Origin of the sequence: Stenotrophomonas sp. TWI1151 (genome assembly GCF_039673135.1) — a bacterium.
GTDB lineage: Bacteria > Pseudomonadota > Gammaproteobacteria > Xanthomonadales > Xanthomonadaceae > Stenotrophomonas.
Window position 1 is genome coordinate 141,319 of record NZ_JBDJLA010000004.1, and the last position, 13,933, is coordinate 155,251.

Annotated in this window: 10 protein-coding genes; 4 read left to right on the forward strand and 6 right to left on the reverse strand. The window is 69.7% G+C overall.

Annotated elements, in window-relative coordinates:
• Nucleotides 1-10: 10 nt before the first annotated feature.
• The 4 genes from mutL to ABE422_RS07590 form a co-directional block, all read right to left on the reverse strand.
• Entirely contained in the window at nucleotides 11-1,882 is a 1,872-nt protein-coding gene (gene mutL, locus ABE422_RS07575) for a DNA mismatch repair endonuclease MutL (protein ID WP_313209010.1), read from the reverse strand.
• A 107-nt stretch (nucleotides 1,883-1,989) separates the two neighbouring features.
• Nucleotides 1,990-3,582: an N-acetylmuramoyl-L-alanine amidase gene (locus ABE422_RS07580; protein ID WP_346482780.1), complete on the reverse strand. Its 1,593-nt coding sequence runs from the start codon at nucleotides 3,580-3,582 to the stop codon at nucleotides 1,990-1,992.
• 88 nt (nucleotides 3,583-3,670) lie between these two features.
• Nucleotides 3,671-4,153, reverse strand: a complete 483-nt coding sequence (tsaE, locus tag ABE422_RS07585) for a tRNA (adenosine(37)-N6)-threonylcarbamoyltransferase complex ATPase subunit type 1 TsaE (RefSeq protein WP_346482747.1) — start codon at nucleotides 4,151-4,153, stop codon at nucleotides 3,671-3,673.
• A 2-nt stretch (nucleotides 4,154-4,155) separates the two neighbouring features.
• The gene (locus ABE422_RS07590) at nucleotides 4,156-5,634 is read right to left on the reverse strand and encodes an NAD(P)H-hydrate dehydratase (protein ID WP_346482748.1); all 1,479 of its coding nucleotides are present in this window, start codon (nucleotides 5,632-5,634) and stop codon (nucleotides 4,156-4,158) included.
• Nucleotides 5,635-5,706: 72 nt separating this feature from the next.
• Here ABE422_RS07590 and queG point away from each other — a divergent pair, with 72 nt between their 5' ends.
• Together queG and xseA are read left to right on the forward strand one after the other, a co-directional pair.
• Nucleotides 5,707-6,795 carry a tRNA epoxyqueuosine(34) reductase QueG gene (gene queG, locus ABE422_RS07595; RefSeq protein ID WP_346465986.1) on the forward strand — a complete coding sequence of 363 codons (1,089 nt, stop codon included), beginning with the start codon at nucleotides 5,707-5,709 and terminating at the stop codon, nucleotides 6,793-6,795.
• Nucleotides 6,796-6,855: 60 nt separating this feature from the next.
• Nucleotides 6,856-8,196, forward strand: a complete 1,341-nt coding sequence (gene xseA / locus ABE422_RS07600; protein ID WP_313209007.1) for an exodeoxyribonuclease VII large subunit — start codon at nucleotides 6,856-6,858, stop codon at nucleotides 8,194-8,196.
• Nucleotides 8,197-8,226: 30 nt separating this feature from the next.
• On the opposite strand, the gene ABE422_RS07605 is transcribed toward xseA, so the two are convergent.
• Nucleotides 8,227-9,129: a M48 family metallopeptidase gene (locus ABE422_RS07605; RefSeq protein ID WP_313209006.1), complete on the reverse strand. Its 903-nt coding sequence runs from the start codon at nucleotides 9,127-9,129 to the stop codon at nucleotides 8,227-8,229.
• 108 nt (nucleotides 9,130-9,237) lie between these two features.
• A complete protein-coding gene (locus tag ABE422_RS07610; protein ID WP_313209018.1) occupies nucleotides 9,238-11,064 on the reverse strand; it encodes a formylglycine-generating enzyme family protein in 1,827 nt (608 codons plus the stop codon).
• A gap of 310 nt (nucleotides 11,065-11,374) precedes the next feature.
• On the opposite strand from ABE422_RS07610, the gene rnd reads away from it, so the two are divergent.
• Nucleotides 11,375-12,457 (forward strand): ribonuclease D, encoded by a 1,083-nt coding sequence (rnd, locus tag ABE422_RS07615; protein ID WP_313209005.1) that lies wholly within the window; start codon nucleotides 11,375-11,377, stop codon nucleotides 12,455-12,457.
• A 284-nt stretch (nucleotides 12,458-12,741) separates the two neighbouring features.
• A complete protein-coding gene (locus tag ABE422_RS07620; protein WP_346482749.1) occupies nucleotides 12,742-13,920 on the forward strand; it encodes a serine hydrolase domain-containing protein in 1,179 nt (392 codons plus the stop codon).
• Nucleotides 13,921-13,933: the final 13 nt, after the last annotated feature.

Genomic DNA, 13,933 nt, shown 5'->3' on the forward strand with positions numbered 1-13,933 from the left:
GACCTTCCTCTCAACGTCCGCGCAGGAACCAGCGGTCGATTTCCGCCAGCGAAAAACGCGCCCAGGTCGGTCGGCCGTGATTGCACTGACCCGAGCGTTCGGTAATTTCCATGTCGCGCAGCAGGCCGTTCATTTCCGGCACGGTCAGCCGCCGGTTGGCGCGCACCGCGCCGTGGCAGGCCATGGTGGACAGCAGTTCGTCGCGGGCACTGGCAATGCGTCGGCTCTGCCCATGCTCGCGCAGGTCGGTGAGCACGTCGCGCAGCAGCGCTTCGGGTTCGGCATTGGCCAGCAACGCCGGAATGCTGCGTACGTGCAGTGAACCGGGGCCGGCGCGGGTGATCTCAAAGCCCAGCGAGGTCAAGGTTTCGGCCTCGCGCTCGGCAGTATCGGCATCGCGTTCGCCCACCGCCAGGGTGATCGGCACCAGCAGCGGCTGCGCATGCAGGCCCATGCCGTCGTGTGCGGTTTTCAGGCGTTCGTAGCCGATGCGTTCGTGCGCCGCGTGCATGTCCACCACGATCAGGCCTTCGGCGTTCTCGGCCAGGATGTAGATGCCATGCAACTGCGCGATCGCATAACCCAGCGGCGGCACGCCACTGTCGGCTGCGGTCATCGGCAGGCCGTTTTCGGTCGGCATGGGCGGCAGGCTGCCGGTCGCTGCGGTACCGCCCGGCGCGCCATACAGCGCTGCATAGGCGGACGGCGCATCGGCCACGCGCAGCCCCAAGGGGGATTGCTGCGGGCGCCAGTCGCCGCCCATGCCGCCGCCTGCTCCGTTGCCGGCGAGCGCATAGCCGGTGCTGCCGGCGGACGGCAGGCCGTAGGCCGGCGCCGCGGTAGCGACACTCTCGGTGGCGTGCACCTGGGGACCGGCCGCGGTCATGCCGGCACGGGTGTCGGCCAGCGCTTCCTTGAGCGTGCGGTAGACGAAATCGTGGATCAGGCGCGAGTCGCGGAAGCGAACCTCATGCTTGGCCGGGTGCACATTGACGTCCACGCGGGTCGGATCGAGTTCCAGGAACAGCACGTACGCCGGCTGACGGCCATGGAACAGCACGTCGCCGTAGGCCATCTTCACCGCATGGGCGACACTGCGATCGCGCACCGAACGGCCGTTGACGTACAGGTACTGCTGATCGGTGCTGGCCCGCGAATAGTGCGGCTGCGCGATCCAGCCGTGCAGGCGCAGACCGGCCCCGCTGTGATCCACCCGCAGCGCCTGGTTGGCGAAGTCTTCGCCCAGTGTTTCGCCCAGGCGCGCATCCGAGTACAGGTCGCCGGGCTTGTAGCGGCGCGAGGGTTTGCCGTTGTGCGACACGCGCAGCTCGACATCCGGGCGCGCCAGCGCGAGCGAGCGCAGCCACTCTTCGATATGGCCCAGCTCGGTGCGCTCGGCGCGCAGGAACTTGCGGCGCGCCGGTACGTTGTAGAACAGCTCGCGCACTTCCACCGTGGTGCCGGGCGCATGCGCACGCGGCGTGACTTCGCCCAGCCGACCGCCTTCGATCTGCAGGGCCGAACCGTGCTCGTCGATGGCGCGGCGCGAGCTCAGGGTGAAGCGGCTGACCGAGGCGATCGACGGCAGCGCTTCGCCGCGGAAGCCGAGCGTCGCCACCGATTCCAGATCATCCAGGCTGGCGATCTTGCTGGTTGCATGCCGCGACACTGCCAGCGGCAGCTCTTCCGGGGCGATGCCGCCGCCGTCGTCGCGGATACGGATCAGCCGCACACCGCCCTCTTCCAGGTCGATATCCACGCGGGTGGCGCCGGCGTCCAACGCGTTTTCGACCAGTTCCTTGACCACCGACGCCGGGCGTTCGACCACCTCGCCGGCGGCGATCTGGTTGATCAGGATCTCAGGGAGTTGGCGGATGCTCATGCGCACCTCCGGGCAGTGGAGGTGGCGGGCGTGGTGGCGCTGGGAATTCGGGAAACGGACGTCATCCCGTGATGATAGCGTGCGCCGGGCAGTGCAGCCCGGAGGGGTTACTTGCTGCCGCCCGCCACGGTGCCGGCGGCGTCGATTTCCGCCTGGGCGCGCGCGGCGTACAGCGTGCCCGGCGGCGGCTGACGGCTGAAGAAGGTGTGCACACCGTCCAGCACCGCGCCGGCGATCTGGCGCTGGTACGCCGGATCGATCAGGCGGCGCTCTTCATCCGGGTTGGAGATGAAGGCGGTTTCGACCAGCATCGCCGGCATGTCCGAGGTGCGCAGTACCGCGAAGTTCGCACGCTCGATATTGGGCTTGTGGTTCTTGCCGATCCGCTTCAGGCCGCCCAGCACATGCCCGGCCGCGTCTTCGGAGGCCTTCATGTAACCGCTCTGGGCCAGATCCAGCAGCACGTTGGCCAGGGTGCCTTCGGTCTGCTGCAGGCGCACGCCACCGACCAGATCGGCGGCGTTTTCCTTGTCGGCCAGCCAGCGCGCACGCTGCGAGGAGGCGCCCTTGGTGGAGAGCACGTACACCGAGGAGCCGGTCGCGGCCCGGTTCTCGGCGGCATCGGCGTGGATCGAGATGAACATGTCGGCCTTGGCCGCACGCGCCTTCTGCGCGCGCATCGGCAGCGGAATGAACACGTCGCTGTCGCGGGTCAGGTAGGCCTTCAGCCCGGGCGTCGCATTGACCTGGCGGGCCAGTTCACGTGCCACCGCCAGGGTAATGTCTTTTTCGCGCTTGCCGGTCGGGCCGACGGCGCCGGGATCCTGGCCGCCATGGCCGGGATCGATCGCGATCACCAGTGGGCGCATACCGGCGCGCATCTTCACGCGCGAAGCGTCGCTGGGCATGGCCGGACGCGGGTTGTCCTGCAGCGCCGGGGTCGGCGCGGGCGCGGGAACCGGCGCACTGGCCACGACCGCCGGGGTCGACTGACCAGCCAGGATCGCGGCCGGCGACGCGCTGTTGCTGGCCGCGTTGGCGGTCCCAGCCGCAGCGACGTTGACGGTGGTGGCCGTCGCGGCAGCCGGGCCCGGCGCCGAGGTGGCGACCGTGGCGCTGGCCTGCTGGCGTACCGACGCGGTCAGCAAGGCGGTGGCGCGCGCGGCATCGCTGCGTGCCTGTGCAGTCTGGGCGGCGGTCGGTGCGGGGGTCGGTGCCGGCGCGGCGGCCGGCATCGACGCCGCTGGCGTGGGCGAAGGCGCTGCGGCCGGGGTGGGCGCGGGCGCACTGGCAACGGTGGGCGCGGCCGGCGCATCGCCCGGCCACTCGATCACCAAGCGCGACTCATTGCCCTGCTTGATCATCTGCGGGCGGAACGGCGCGACCGACTCGGCCAGATCGAACACCACGCGGAACGTACCTGGCACCGGCTGCCCGGTGCGGACAGCGGTGACCACGCCCTTGGGCGCAGGCAGTTTGAGGTTGCGGATCGCGCTGGAGTCCGGGAAATCCACCACCAGGCGGTTCGGACCGGCCAGCGACAGGGTCTTGTAGCCCCCGCTGCCGGCCAGCGAAATCTCCGCACGGGTACCGGTCGCACCGGTCTCCACGGCCACCTGGCGGACTTCGCCCGCCCACGACAGCGCGCTCGCCAGACAGAGTCCGACGGCAGTGCAGAGGGCGGCGAGTGATTTCCCCATTGGCATGGGTCTGGATTCAATCACCGCGCTGAATGAAATGCAACTCCTTTTCCCTTAATAATCCGTAACCTGCCGGTGTTTCCTAGTGTCAGCCGACAGAAAGGGCCTGCAAGTCACCCCCTTGGGGCAGCCGAGCGAGCCATTCACGACCGGCCGGACTGGTGGCGGCGAGCCGGGCGCGACGCCCCTGTCCCTGGATATCCAGGGCCACTTCGAGGTCGGTCGGCGGCAAGGCACCGGCACCGCGCTCGGGCCACTCGACCAGCCACAGCGAGGCGCTGCCCTCGTCCAGCCCGAGGAAATCCAGCTCCTGTGCGTTGCCGATCCGGTACAGATCCAGGTGCCAGGCCTCGTGGCCGTCGGCCAGCGGGTAGCGCTCCACCAGGGTGTACGTCGGGCTGCGGATCGCCCCCTGCACGCCCAGCGCGCGCAGCAGTGCGCGGGCCAGGGTGGATTTACCGGCCCCCAGGTCGCCCTGCAGCTGCATCACCGCCTGCGGCGGCCGGGTCGCGGCCAGCCATTGCCCGAGCAGGTCGGTGTCTTCGGTCTGCGCGAGGAAAAACTCGATCATGTTCAAACGTCCGGATTGACCAGCCGGCGCAGCGGCGCCAGCAGATCGGTGGGAAGCAGGCCCCGCTGGCCGTCACTGGCGGCGGCATCGCCGGCCAGGCTGTGCAGCAATGCGCCGGTGCTGGCGGCATCGAAGGCGCCCAGCCCCTGCGCGCGCAGGGCGGCAATGATGCCGGTGAGCAGGTCGCCCATGCCACCCACGGCCATGCCGGGATTGCCGGCGGCCATCACCCGCGGCGGCGCATCGGGCGCGGCGACCACGGTGCCGGCGCCCTTGAGCACCACCACCGCGTGGAAACGCTCGGCCAGCGCTTTGGCCGCCGTGAAGCGGTCGGCCTGCACCTGCGCGGTGCTCAGCCCGAGCAGGCGCGCGGCCTCGCCCGGGTGCGGGGTCAGGATCGCGTCATGGAGCGGCTGCGGCGCCTTGGCCAGCAGGTTCAGGGCGTCGGCATCGACCACCAGCGGCTTGCCGCTGGCCAGCACCTGGCGCCAGAGTTCGTGCGCCCAGTCGTCCTGGCCCAGGCCAGGCCCGATCGCGATCACCCCCGCGCGGGGCAGCAGGGCCTGCAGTTCCTGCGCGTCCTGGACGGCATGCACCATCGCTTCGGGCAGGCGCGCCAGCAGCGGTGCCACATGCGGTGGCTGCGTCGCCACACTCACCAGCCCTGCGCCCGCGCGCAACGCCGATTCACTGGCCAGCATCACCGCGCCGCCGCTGCCGAGGTTGCCGCCCACGCACAGCACGTGGCCGGATTCGCCCTTGTGGGTGTTGGCGCGTCGCGCCGGCAGCTGCGCGCGCAGGCGCGGTTGCTGCCAGCACTCGGCGCTGTACTGCACGCCTTCGCCAGCGTCCGCGGGCAGATCCAGCGCGGCCAGGCGGCGACCGCCGACATGCTCCAGCGCTGCGCCGGTATACAGCCCCTGGTGGCGCACGATGAACTGCAGGGTGACCGTGGCGCGGATGGCAATGCCCGGCACGTGACCGGTGCGCGCATCCACGCCGCTGGGCACGTCCAGCGACAGCACCGGCACGCCAGCGCCGTTGATGGCCGTGATCAGATCCACCGCGGCACCGGCCGGCGCGCGGTTCAGGCCGATGCCGAACAGCGCGTCCACCAGCAGGTCTACCGGCGGGAGCGCCCCATCGAAGCGCGCCACCGCACCGCCGGTGGCGATGAACGCCTGCTCGGCCCGCTGCGCCAACGTCGTGGCTGGCGCATCGGCGTCCAGCCGCAGCGCCGTTACCAGGCGGCCGGCTTCACGGGCCAGACGGGCCAGCACGTAGCCATCGCCGCCGTTGTTGCCGGCCCCCACCACCACACCAATGCGCTGCGCCTGCGGCCAGCGCTCCAGCAGGCAGTGCCAGGCGGCCTGGCCGGCCTGCTCCATCAGCGAGGCACCCCCATCGCCCAGCAAGGCACTGGCCTGCGCATCCAGGCGGCGCGCAGCGGCGATATCGAACAGTTCAGCAAGCTCGGGCATGCCGGGATTCTATACTTGTCGCCCAGGCGCAGCCTTGTCGCGCCCTCCCCAGGCTCCGTTTCCGCCCAGGCAATGTCCGCCGTTCCCCTGCCCGCCCCCGTCCATCTGGCCCGTGCCGCCGAACGCATCCGTGCGATCGCGGGCGTGCACGGCTTCCAGCGCTGCGGGGTATCCGGCATCGATCTGCGCGAAGACGAGGCGCACCTGGCCGATTGGCTGGGCAAGGGCCTGTACGGCACGATGGAGTGGATGGCGCGCCACGGCACGCTGCGCGCCCGGCCGGACGAACTGCTGCCGGGCACGGTGCGGGTGATCTCGGTCGGCATGGATTACGGCCACAAGGACGACGCTGAAGCCTGGGCCACCCTGCACGATGGTGACCGCGCCTACGTGGCGCGCTACGCGCTGGGCCGCGATTACCACAAGCTGATGCGCAACCGGCTGCAGAAGTTCGCCGACAGCATCGCCGCCGAGATCGGGCCGTTCGGCTACCGCGTGTTCGTTGATTCGGCCCCGGTGCTGGAGCGCGCGCTCGCCCGCAATGCCGGGCTGGGCTGGATCGGCAAGCACACCTGCCTGATCGACAAACAGGGCGGCTCGTGGTTCTTCATCGGCGAGATCTACGTCGACCTGCCGCTGCCGGTGGATACACCGGCCACCGCACACTGCGGCACCTGCACGCGCTGCATCGATGTCTGCCCGACCCAGGCGATCATCGCCCCGCACCGCCTGGATGCACGCCGCTGCATCTCCTACCTCACCATCGAACACGACGGCGCGATTCCCGAGGAAATGCGCACGGCGATGGGCAACCGCATCTACGGCTGCGACGACTGCCAGCTGGTCTGCCCCTGGAACAAGTTCGCCAAGCGCACCGACGAGCCGGATTTCCGCGCGCGCAACGATCTGGACACCGCCTCGCTCGCCCAGCTGTTCGCCTGGGAAGAAGACGAGTTCCTGCGCCGCACCGAGGGCAGCCCGATCCGCCGCAGCGGGCATGAACGCTGGCTGCGCAACATCGCCGTGGCGCTGGGCAATGCACCTGCCCATGCCGAGACGCTGGCCGCGCTGCAGGCACGACGCGAGCATCCTTCGGCGATCGTGCGCGAGCATGTGGCCTGGGCGCTGCAGCAGCACGCCGACCGCGCCGCCGCGGGATGAAGCATTGCCGCCGACGTGCGACCATGGCCCCCCGTTCGTACCGTTTGGCCTGATTCCTCCATGGACCGCAGCGCGCAGATTCTCACGCCCAGCCAGCTCAACATCCTGGCCCGCGACCTGCTGGAGGGCGCATTCCCGTTGATCTGGGTGGAGGCCGAGCTGGGCAGCGTGACGCGCCCGGCCTCGGGCCATATGTACTTCACGCTGAAGGACGCGCGGTCGCAGATCCGCGCGGCGTTGTTCAAGCCCAAGAGCCAGTGGCTGAAGTTCGTGCCGCGCGAAGGCATGCGCGTGCTCGCGCGTGGCCGGCTGACCCTGTACGAAGCCCGCGGCGAGTACCAGATGGTGCTCGACCACATGGAAGAAGCCGGCGAAGGCGCCCTGCGCCGCGCCTTCGAGCAGCTCAAGGCGCGCCTGGAGGCCGAGGGCCTGTTCGCGCCGGAGCGCAAACGCCCGCTGCCGGCGCATGTGCGTCGCCTGGCGGTGATCACCTCGCCCACCGGCGCGGCGGTACGCGACGTGCTGAGCGTCCTTGAACGGCGTTTCCCGATGCTCGAGGTCGATCTGCTGCCCAGCCTGGTGCAGGGCGACAGCGCTGCCGCGCAGATCACCTCGCTGCTGCGTGGCGCCGATGCCAGCGGCCGCTATGACGTGATCCTGCTGACCCGCGGTGGCGGCTCGATGGAAGATCTCTGGGCCTTCAACGATGAGCAGCTGACCCGCGCGATCGCGGCCAGCCAGACCCCGGTGGTGTCTGCCGTGGGTCACGAAACCGACTTCAGCCTGGCCGACTTCGCCGCCGATCTGCGCGCGCCGACGCCGTCGGTCGCGGCCGAACTGCTGGTGCCTGATCAGCGTGACCTGCTGCTGCGTGTGCGTCGCCTCGACGCGCGTCTGGCGCAGCTGCAGCGGCACAGCCTGGGACAGGCCATGCAGCGCGCGGACCGTGCCCTGCTCCGCCTCAACGCGCAGAGCCCGCAATCACGCCTGCAGCTGTTGCAGCGCCGCCAGCAGGACGTCGCGCGCCGTCTGCACGCGGCGTGGACGACACAGCATCAGGGCCGTCTGGCCCAGCTGCGCCACGCAGCGGCCGTGCTGCGCAGCGGTCATCCGCAGCGCCGGCTGGATGCCCTGCGTGAGCGCCTGCAACGCCTGCAGCCGCGTGCGGACAGTGCGATCGGCCGCCAGCTGCAGCGCGACGCCCTGCGCCTGCGTGCGCTCGCCCGTTCGATGGAGGCGGTCAGCCCGCTGGCCACCGTCGCGCGTGGCTACGCGATCCTGACCCGCGAGGACGATGGCAGTCTGGTGCGTTCGCCGTTGCAGGTGCGCCCGGGCGACACGCTCAAGGCACGCGTGCAGGACGGCGTGATCGACGTAACGGTCAACGAACCGGCGCGCTGATCCAGCGCATCGCCGATAAGGCGTTGACGGTCAGCGCCCCGCGCTCTCGCAGAACTTCTGCCGGTACTCCATCGCCTTGGGCATCAACGCCTGCAGGTTCTGGATGCGCGTGCCGGGATTGGGATGCGTGGACGCGAATTCCGAGGTCGACTGCCCGCCGCTGGCCTGCCCCATCCGTTCCCACAACGGGATCGCCTCCTGCGGATCGAAACAGGCCGCCGCGGCCAGCATCAGGCCCACTTCATCGGCCTGGGTTTCGTGGCTGCGCGCGTACGGCAGCAGGTAGCCGTAGCCCATCGCCGACATCATCATCTGCTGCTGTTGCGGGTCCATGCCGCTGGCGGCCCCGGCCATCTGCCCGATCTGGGTCATCTTCTGCTGGGCCATGCGCTGGGCACCATGGCGCAGCAACGCATGCGCGATCTCATGGCCCATCACCACGGCCATCGCATCCACCGTGCGCGCCACCGGGATCAGCCCCGTGTACACCGCCATCTTGCCGCCCGGCAGGCAGAACGCATTGGCCTGCTCGGACGGGATCACGTTGACCTCCCACTCGAAATCACGCGCGAAATGCGCCGGCTTCAGCCCATGTTCGTCGGCGAGGGCGGTTTCCACCACGTCCACCTTGGCGATCAGGCGCTGGGCGATCGCCTGGATTTCGCGCGACTGCGGCGCGTTGGGATCCAGCGGCCGCTCCTGCGCCAGGATCTCCTGGTAGGCCTGCAGGCCCAGCGCCTTTTCCTGGGTGGCATCCAGCGAGCTGTCGATCAGCACGCTCTCGCCGGTATACGGATCCACGGCGCGGTTGGAGAACCAATAGAATGCCGCATAGCCGGCAAACGCCAGCAGCACCCACCAGCGGATGTTGCCGAACAGGCCCGGCCGCCGGGCGCGGCCCTGCTGCTGACCGCCGAATGGATCGTTGCGCATGCGCGTGGTTCCTGAGATGGCCGCGGCACCCTGCCCGACACTGTGCCAATCCTAGAGCGCGCGCCGGGGGGCCGGGTGAAATCCCGTCACCTCACGTCGGGGACGTCCTCAGATGCCACGGACCAGCCGGAAGCCGATCCGTGCGCTGGTGGTGTCCGAATCCTGCGATTGCCGCCACGCCGCGCGGGTCTGTGCCGGCGCATTGGCCCAGTTGCCACCGCGGATCACGCGCTGCCGACAGCCCGGGTTGAACCACGCGACGCCATCGGACGGCGCCCGCCGGTAGCTGGCATGCCAGCAGTCGGCCACCCATTCGCTGAGGTTGCCGGCAATGTCGTGCAGACCCCACGGATTGGGATCGAAACTGGCCACCGGGGCCGGCCCCCAATACCCATCGCCATAGCCGACGAAGGCGTTGTACCAGTGCCGTCCGGAGGGCGAGACATCCTCGGCCCCGGTGAAATTGCCCGCGCGCGCGGGCGGCGTGCCCGCATCACCCCATGGATATCGGCCGCTGCTGCCGGCGCGCAGCGCGTACTCGAATTCGGCCTCGCTGGGCAACCGGTAGGAGCGCCCGGTCTGTTCGGACAGCCAGGTCGCGTAATTCTCGGCATCGCGCACGCTGACGTGCATCACCGGCAGGTTGGCGATCGCCTCGGCCCCGTTGTAATCGGACTGCCAGTCCACCCCGCTGCGCCGGACGAAGTTGCCGCTGCGCTCGTCATACACGATCGAATGGCCGCGCCGGGTGGCCCGGGGGCGGGCCTTGGTAGCCTGCACATAGCGGCGGAAATCGGCGACCGTCACTTCGGTGATCGACATCGCGAAGCCGCGCTCGAAGCGCACGTAGTGCGCGGGCTTCTCTGCATCGGTCGCGCCGAGCTCGTTCTCGGCCGCGCCCATCTGGAACCCGCCGTGCGGCACCACGATCATCTGCGGCCCGCGGCCGCCATCGCGCAGCGCATCGCTGAACACCTGCCGCGGCCGGAAGCTGCCGTAATGGGTGACCAGTTCGATGCGCTCGCGCAGCTGCCCCACGACAGGATCACCGGGCAGCGCGATGCGCAGGGCATCTTCCAGCTTCTGCCGGGCCGGCTTGAGTCCCTGTGGCGTGGCCAGATCGCGCAGACCCTCGTTACGCAGCCGCACCAGGGTGTCGGAGCGGATCTTTTCGATACGTTCGAAGGCGTCGGCAATGGTGATGGAGGAGTCCCGGACCTTGGCCGCTTCGGCCAGCCAGGTACCGGCCGTCGCGAAATCGGCCGCCAGCGCCGCCGTCTCGGCACGCCGGATCAGCGCGCTCTCGGCCGCTGCCAGTCCTTGCCGGGCGCGGGGGTTGTCCGCGTCCAGTGCGAGTGCTTCGCGGAAATTGGGAATGGCGCCATCGCCGTCTTCGCCGATGCGGTCCGCGCGCAGATCGTCTTCGCCGGCGCGGTTGTACGCCACCACGCGCTGGGCAATTTCCACCCGCGACTGCAGCTCGCGCACCTTGGGATCGTCCGGCGCCAGGGTCAGCAGTACCAGGGCCATCTCGCTGGCCTGGGCCAAGGCCTCGCGCTGCTTGAGCGGCCGCTGCAACAAGGCGGACGCCTCCTGCAGCAGGCGTTGCCGCGCGCGTTTCAGCCCGGCCTCGGCCACGCGGTCCTTGGGGTCGTGCTGCAGCAGGGCAAGCCAGATCGGGATCGCGTCCTCGGCGGTGCGGTACAGCCGGTCCTCCTCGAAGGCGCGTGCGGCGTCGCGGCGAGCCTGGACAACGTCGTCGTCAACGAGGGTGACGGCAGGTGGCTGCCAGCGCTCCACCGTCTCGGCAGCGTCCTCGCCTCCGATGGTGACCTGCGCCACCGGCGCGCTCGCTTTGGCCGGTGCGGCAGCCGGCTTGGCCGCCGGCGCTGCCGACGGTGCCGGCGCGGGCGCGGGAGAACATGCGGCCAGCATGCCCAACAGAGCAGTGAACAGCAGCGGCAATGGGCCTGACGGTCGCAAATGGGGGTCCTTGGGGCGTGTCATCGTCTTGCTGGTGCCCACGCCACGTCGCAAGCCGCCGCCCGGGGCGCGATGGCGATCCAGGGGGCATGCCGCAGGCGCAGGCAGGGGATCATCATAATCGCCACCGTCGCGGGGGGCGACCGTCCCCGGCCCGGGCGTTCATCACCGCACGGCGGGATGCCGGACATGGCATGGCATCGCATGGCGTTAGGCTATCCTCCCCGACCTGAGCACCCCTTTGCAGTACATGGAATCCCACGTGGCTTACTGGATCAAAACCCCGGCGGAACTGGACGAGCGCTACCGCCAGCGCCCCACCCGCATCGGCCTGGACACCGAGTTCATCCGCGAACGCACCTACTGGCCGCAACTGGCGCTGGTGCAGATGGCGGTCGGTGATGAAATCCTGCTGATCGACCCGCTGATCCCCGGCATGAACGCGGCGCTGGCCCCGTGGCTGGCCGACACCTCGATCCTCAAGATCATGCATAGCGCCAGCGAAGACCTGGTCACCTTCAAGGTCGCCTGCGGCGTGCTGCCGCGGCCGCTGTTCGATACCCAGATCGGTGCGTCGCTGGCCGGCATCGGCGGCGGCATGGGCTACCAGAAACTGGTCACGGCAGTCACCGGCGTCACCTTGGCCAAGGGCGAAACCCGCTCGGACTGGATGCGCCGCCCGCTCTCGGAGGCGCAGCTGGAGTACGCCGCCGACGACGTGGAATACCTGTTCCAGATCCACGACACCATCGAGGCCCGCCTGGAAGAACTGGGCCGCCGCCAATGGCTGCAGGACGACGCCGAGCGGCTGCTCGCCAGTGTCGAACACGATGAAGAGCGCTGGCCGCACGTGGCGATGCGCTCGGCACAGTTCATGGATACCCCCGCGCAGCTGCGCCTGCTGCGGCTGCTGCGCTGGCGCGACGTGCAGGCGCGCGCCAGTGACAAGCCGCGCAGCTGGGTACTCGACAACGAACTGGCTGCCGTGCTCGCGCGCACCCCGCCGGCCGATGTGGAGGCGTTGTCCAAGCTGATGGAAGGCTTCCCCAAGGCTCCGCGCAAACTGGCCGCCCAGGTGTGGCAGGCGCTGTCCACCCCGCTGGCCGACGAAGCCGAGGCACCGCTGGCGCTGCCGGCCAACGATGCCAACAAGCAGGCGCTCAAGCGGCTGCAGGATGCCGTCAGCGCGCGCAGCGCCGAACTCGGCCTGCCTGATGGGGTGCTCGCCTCGCGCAAGCATCTGGAAAGCTATCTGGAAAACCGCCAATGGCCGGCCGCGCTCGCGGGCTGGCGCCAGGCGCAGCTGGAGCCGATCCTCTCGCCGCTGTTGCCGCCGGCGGCCTGACCTTCGTGCTGCGGGGGGGATCTCACCGCCCCGTAGCACCGCCTCGCCCAGCGTTTCAGTGCACTGACGACGGCGCAACGCCGTCGACTCCTGAACGGATCGCGTCACCCTTTTGACCTGCCGCCATCGGCATGACTGCAGACACATACGCGGGTCTGAAACGCATGCAAGAGTGAATCGCACGCACCGTTCCCCGCCTGCTCCAGGCGCGGTCCGGACACGGCATCCCGCAGGACCGTGCCGCCGGCGCAGGTTCTGCCCACGCGGCTGCGCAAAGGACTCCCATGCATCTGATCGCGACTCGAAGGAACGCCCCCACCCCTCGCCGCACCACGCGCCGCCTGCACCGCTGGCTCGGCATGACCCTGCTGCTGGCGGCCACCACGGCCAGCGCTGCCGATGATCTGAACGCACGGCTCGCGCAGGCCCTGCAGGGCACCGCCACACCGGCCATGGGCGTGCTGGTCATCCGCGATGGCAAGGTCGCTGAACATGCCGTGCGGGGCGTCCGCCGCAACGATGCGTCCACGCCGGTCACCACGGAGGATCAATGGATGATCGGCTCCACCGGCAAACCGATCACCGTGGCCATGATCGCGCGATTGGTCGAACAGGGCGTGTTGGGCTGGGATGCGCCGCTGTCGACATTGTTGCCCGACCTCGCCGCACAGATGCAGCCGGCCTACCGCAGCGTCACCCTCGTGCAGTTGCTCTCGCACCGCGCCGGCCTGCCGGAAAACCTCACCGACGCCGCCGCGCTGGACGCGTTCTTCGTCGATAGCCGGGCCCTGCCCGTGCAGCGCGAGGCTTACGTCAAGGCAGCCCTGGCCGAAGCGCCGGTGCATCCGCCCGGCACCGAATTCGCCTACAGCAACAGCGGCTTCCTGATCGCGGCGGTGATCGCCGAACGTGCCACGGGCAAGGACGTGGAAACGCTGATGCAGCGCGAAGTGTTCCAGCCGCTGGGCATGACCGGTGCCGGGTTCGGCCCCACTCCGGCCGGGCAACCGGTGGGCCATCGCGGCGGCAAGCCGGTGACCACCGCGCCGCAGAAGGCCGATGACGGGGTGCCGCCGCTCTACACTGCCGCCGGCAACCTGCATATGCGACTGCACGATCTGGCGCTGTTCGCCATCGATCAGCTCGCGGGCAGCCAGGGCAAAGGCAGGTTGCTGACAGCGGCGTCCTACGCGCTGATGCAGACCGTTCAGCCGGGCAGTGGCTCCGGGCTGGACTGGGGCGTGCAGCCGTCGATCGCCGGTCGCCAGGGGCCGGTGCTGGTGCACGGCGGCTCGGACGGCAACTGGCTGGCCTGGGTGGTGCTGTTCCCTGGCCAGAACAACGGCGTTATCGCCATCGCAAATGCCGCCGAAGACATGGGCGCCGACCAGGCCACCATGGGCGTGCTGGGCGGACTGTTCGCCGAGCTGGCGCCCGCTGCAGCCGGGGCGCCCGCCAAGTAACAGAAACGACAAC

Coding starts and splice junctions, on each gene's coding strand:
- mutL (WP_313209010.1), bottom strand. CDS start 1,882: ATGAGCATCCGCCAACTCCCTGAGATCCTGATCAACCAGATCGCCGCC.
- ABE422_RS07580 (WP_346482780.1), bottom strand. CDS start 3,582: ATGGGGAAATCACTCGCCGCCCTCTGCACTGCCGTCGGACTCTGTCTG.
- tsaE (WP_346482747.1), bottom strand. CDS start 4,153: ATGATCGAGTTTTTCCTCGCGCAGACCGAAGACACCGACCTGCTCGGG.
- ABE422_RS07590 (WP_346482748.1), bottom strand. CDS start 5,634: ATGCCCGAGCTTGCTGAACTGTTCGATATCGCCGCTGCGCGCCGCCTG.
- queG (WP_346465986.1), top strand. CDS start 5,707: ATGTCCGCCGTTCCCCTGCCCGCCCCCGTCCATCTGGCCCGTGCCGCC.
- xseA (WP_313209007.1), top strand. CDS start 6,856: ATGGACCGCAGCGCGCAGATTCTCACGCCCAGCCAGCTCAACATCCTG.
- ABE422_RS07605 (WP_313209006.1), bottom strand. CDS start 9,129: ATGCGCAACGATCCATTCGGCGGTCAGCAGCAGGGCCGCGCCCGGCGG.
- ABE422_RS07610 (WP_313209018.1), bottom strand. CDS start 11,064: ATGCTGGCCGCATGTTCTCCCGCGCCCGCGCCGGCACCGTCGGCAGCG.
- ABE422_RS07620 (WP_346482749.1), top strand. CDS start 12,742: ATGCATCTGATCGCGACTCGAAGGAACGCCCCCACCCCTCGCCGCACC.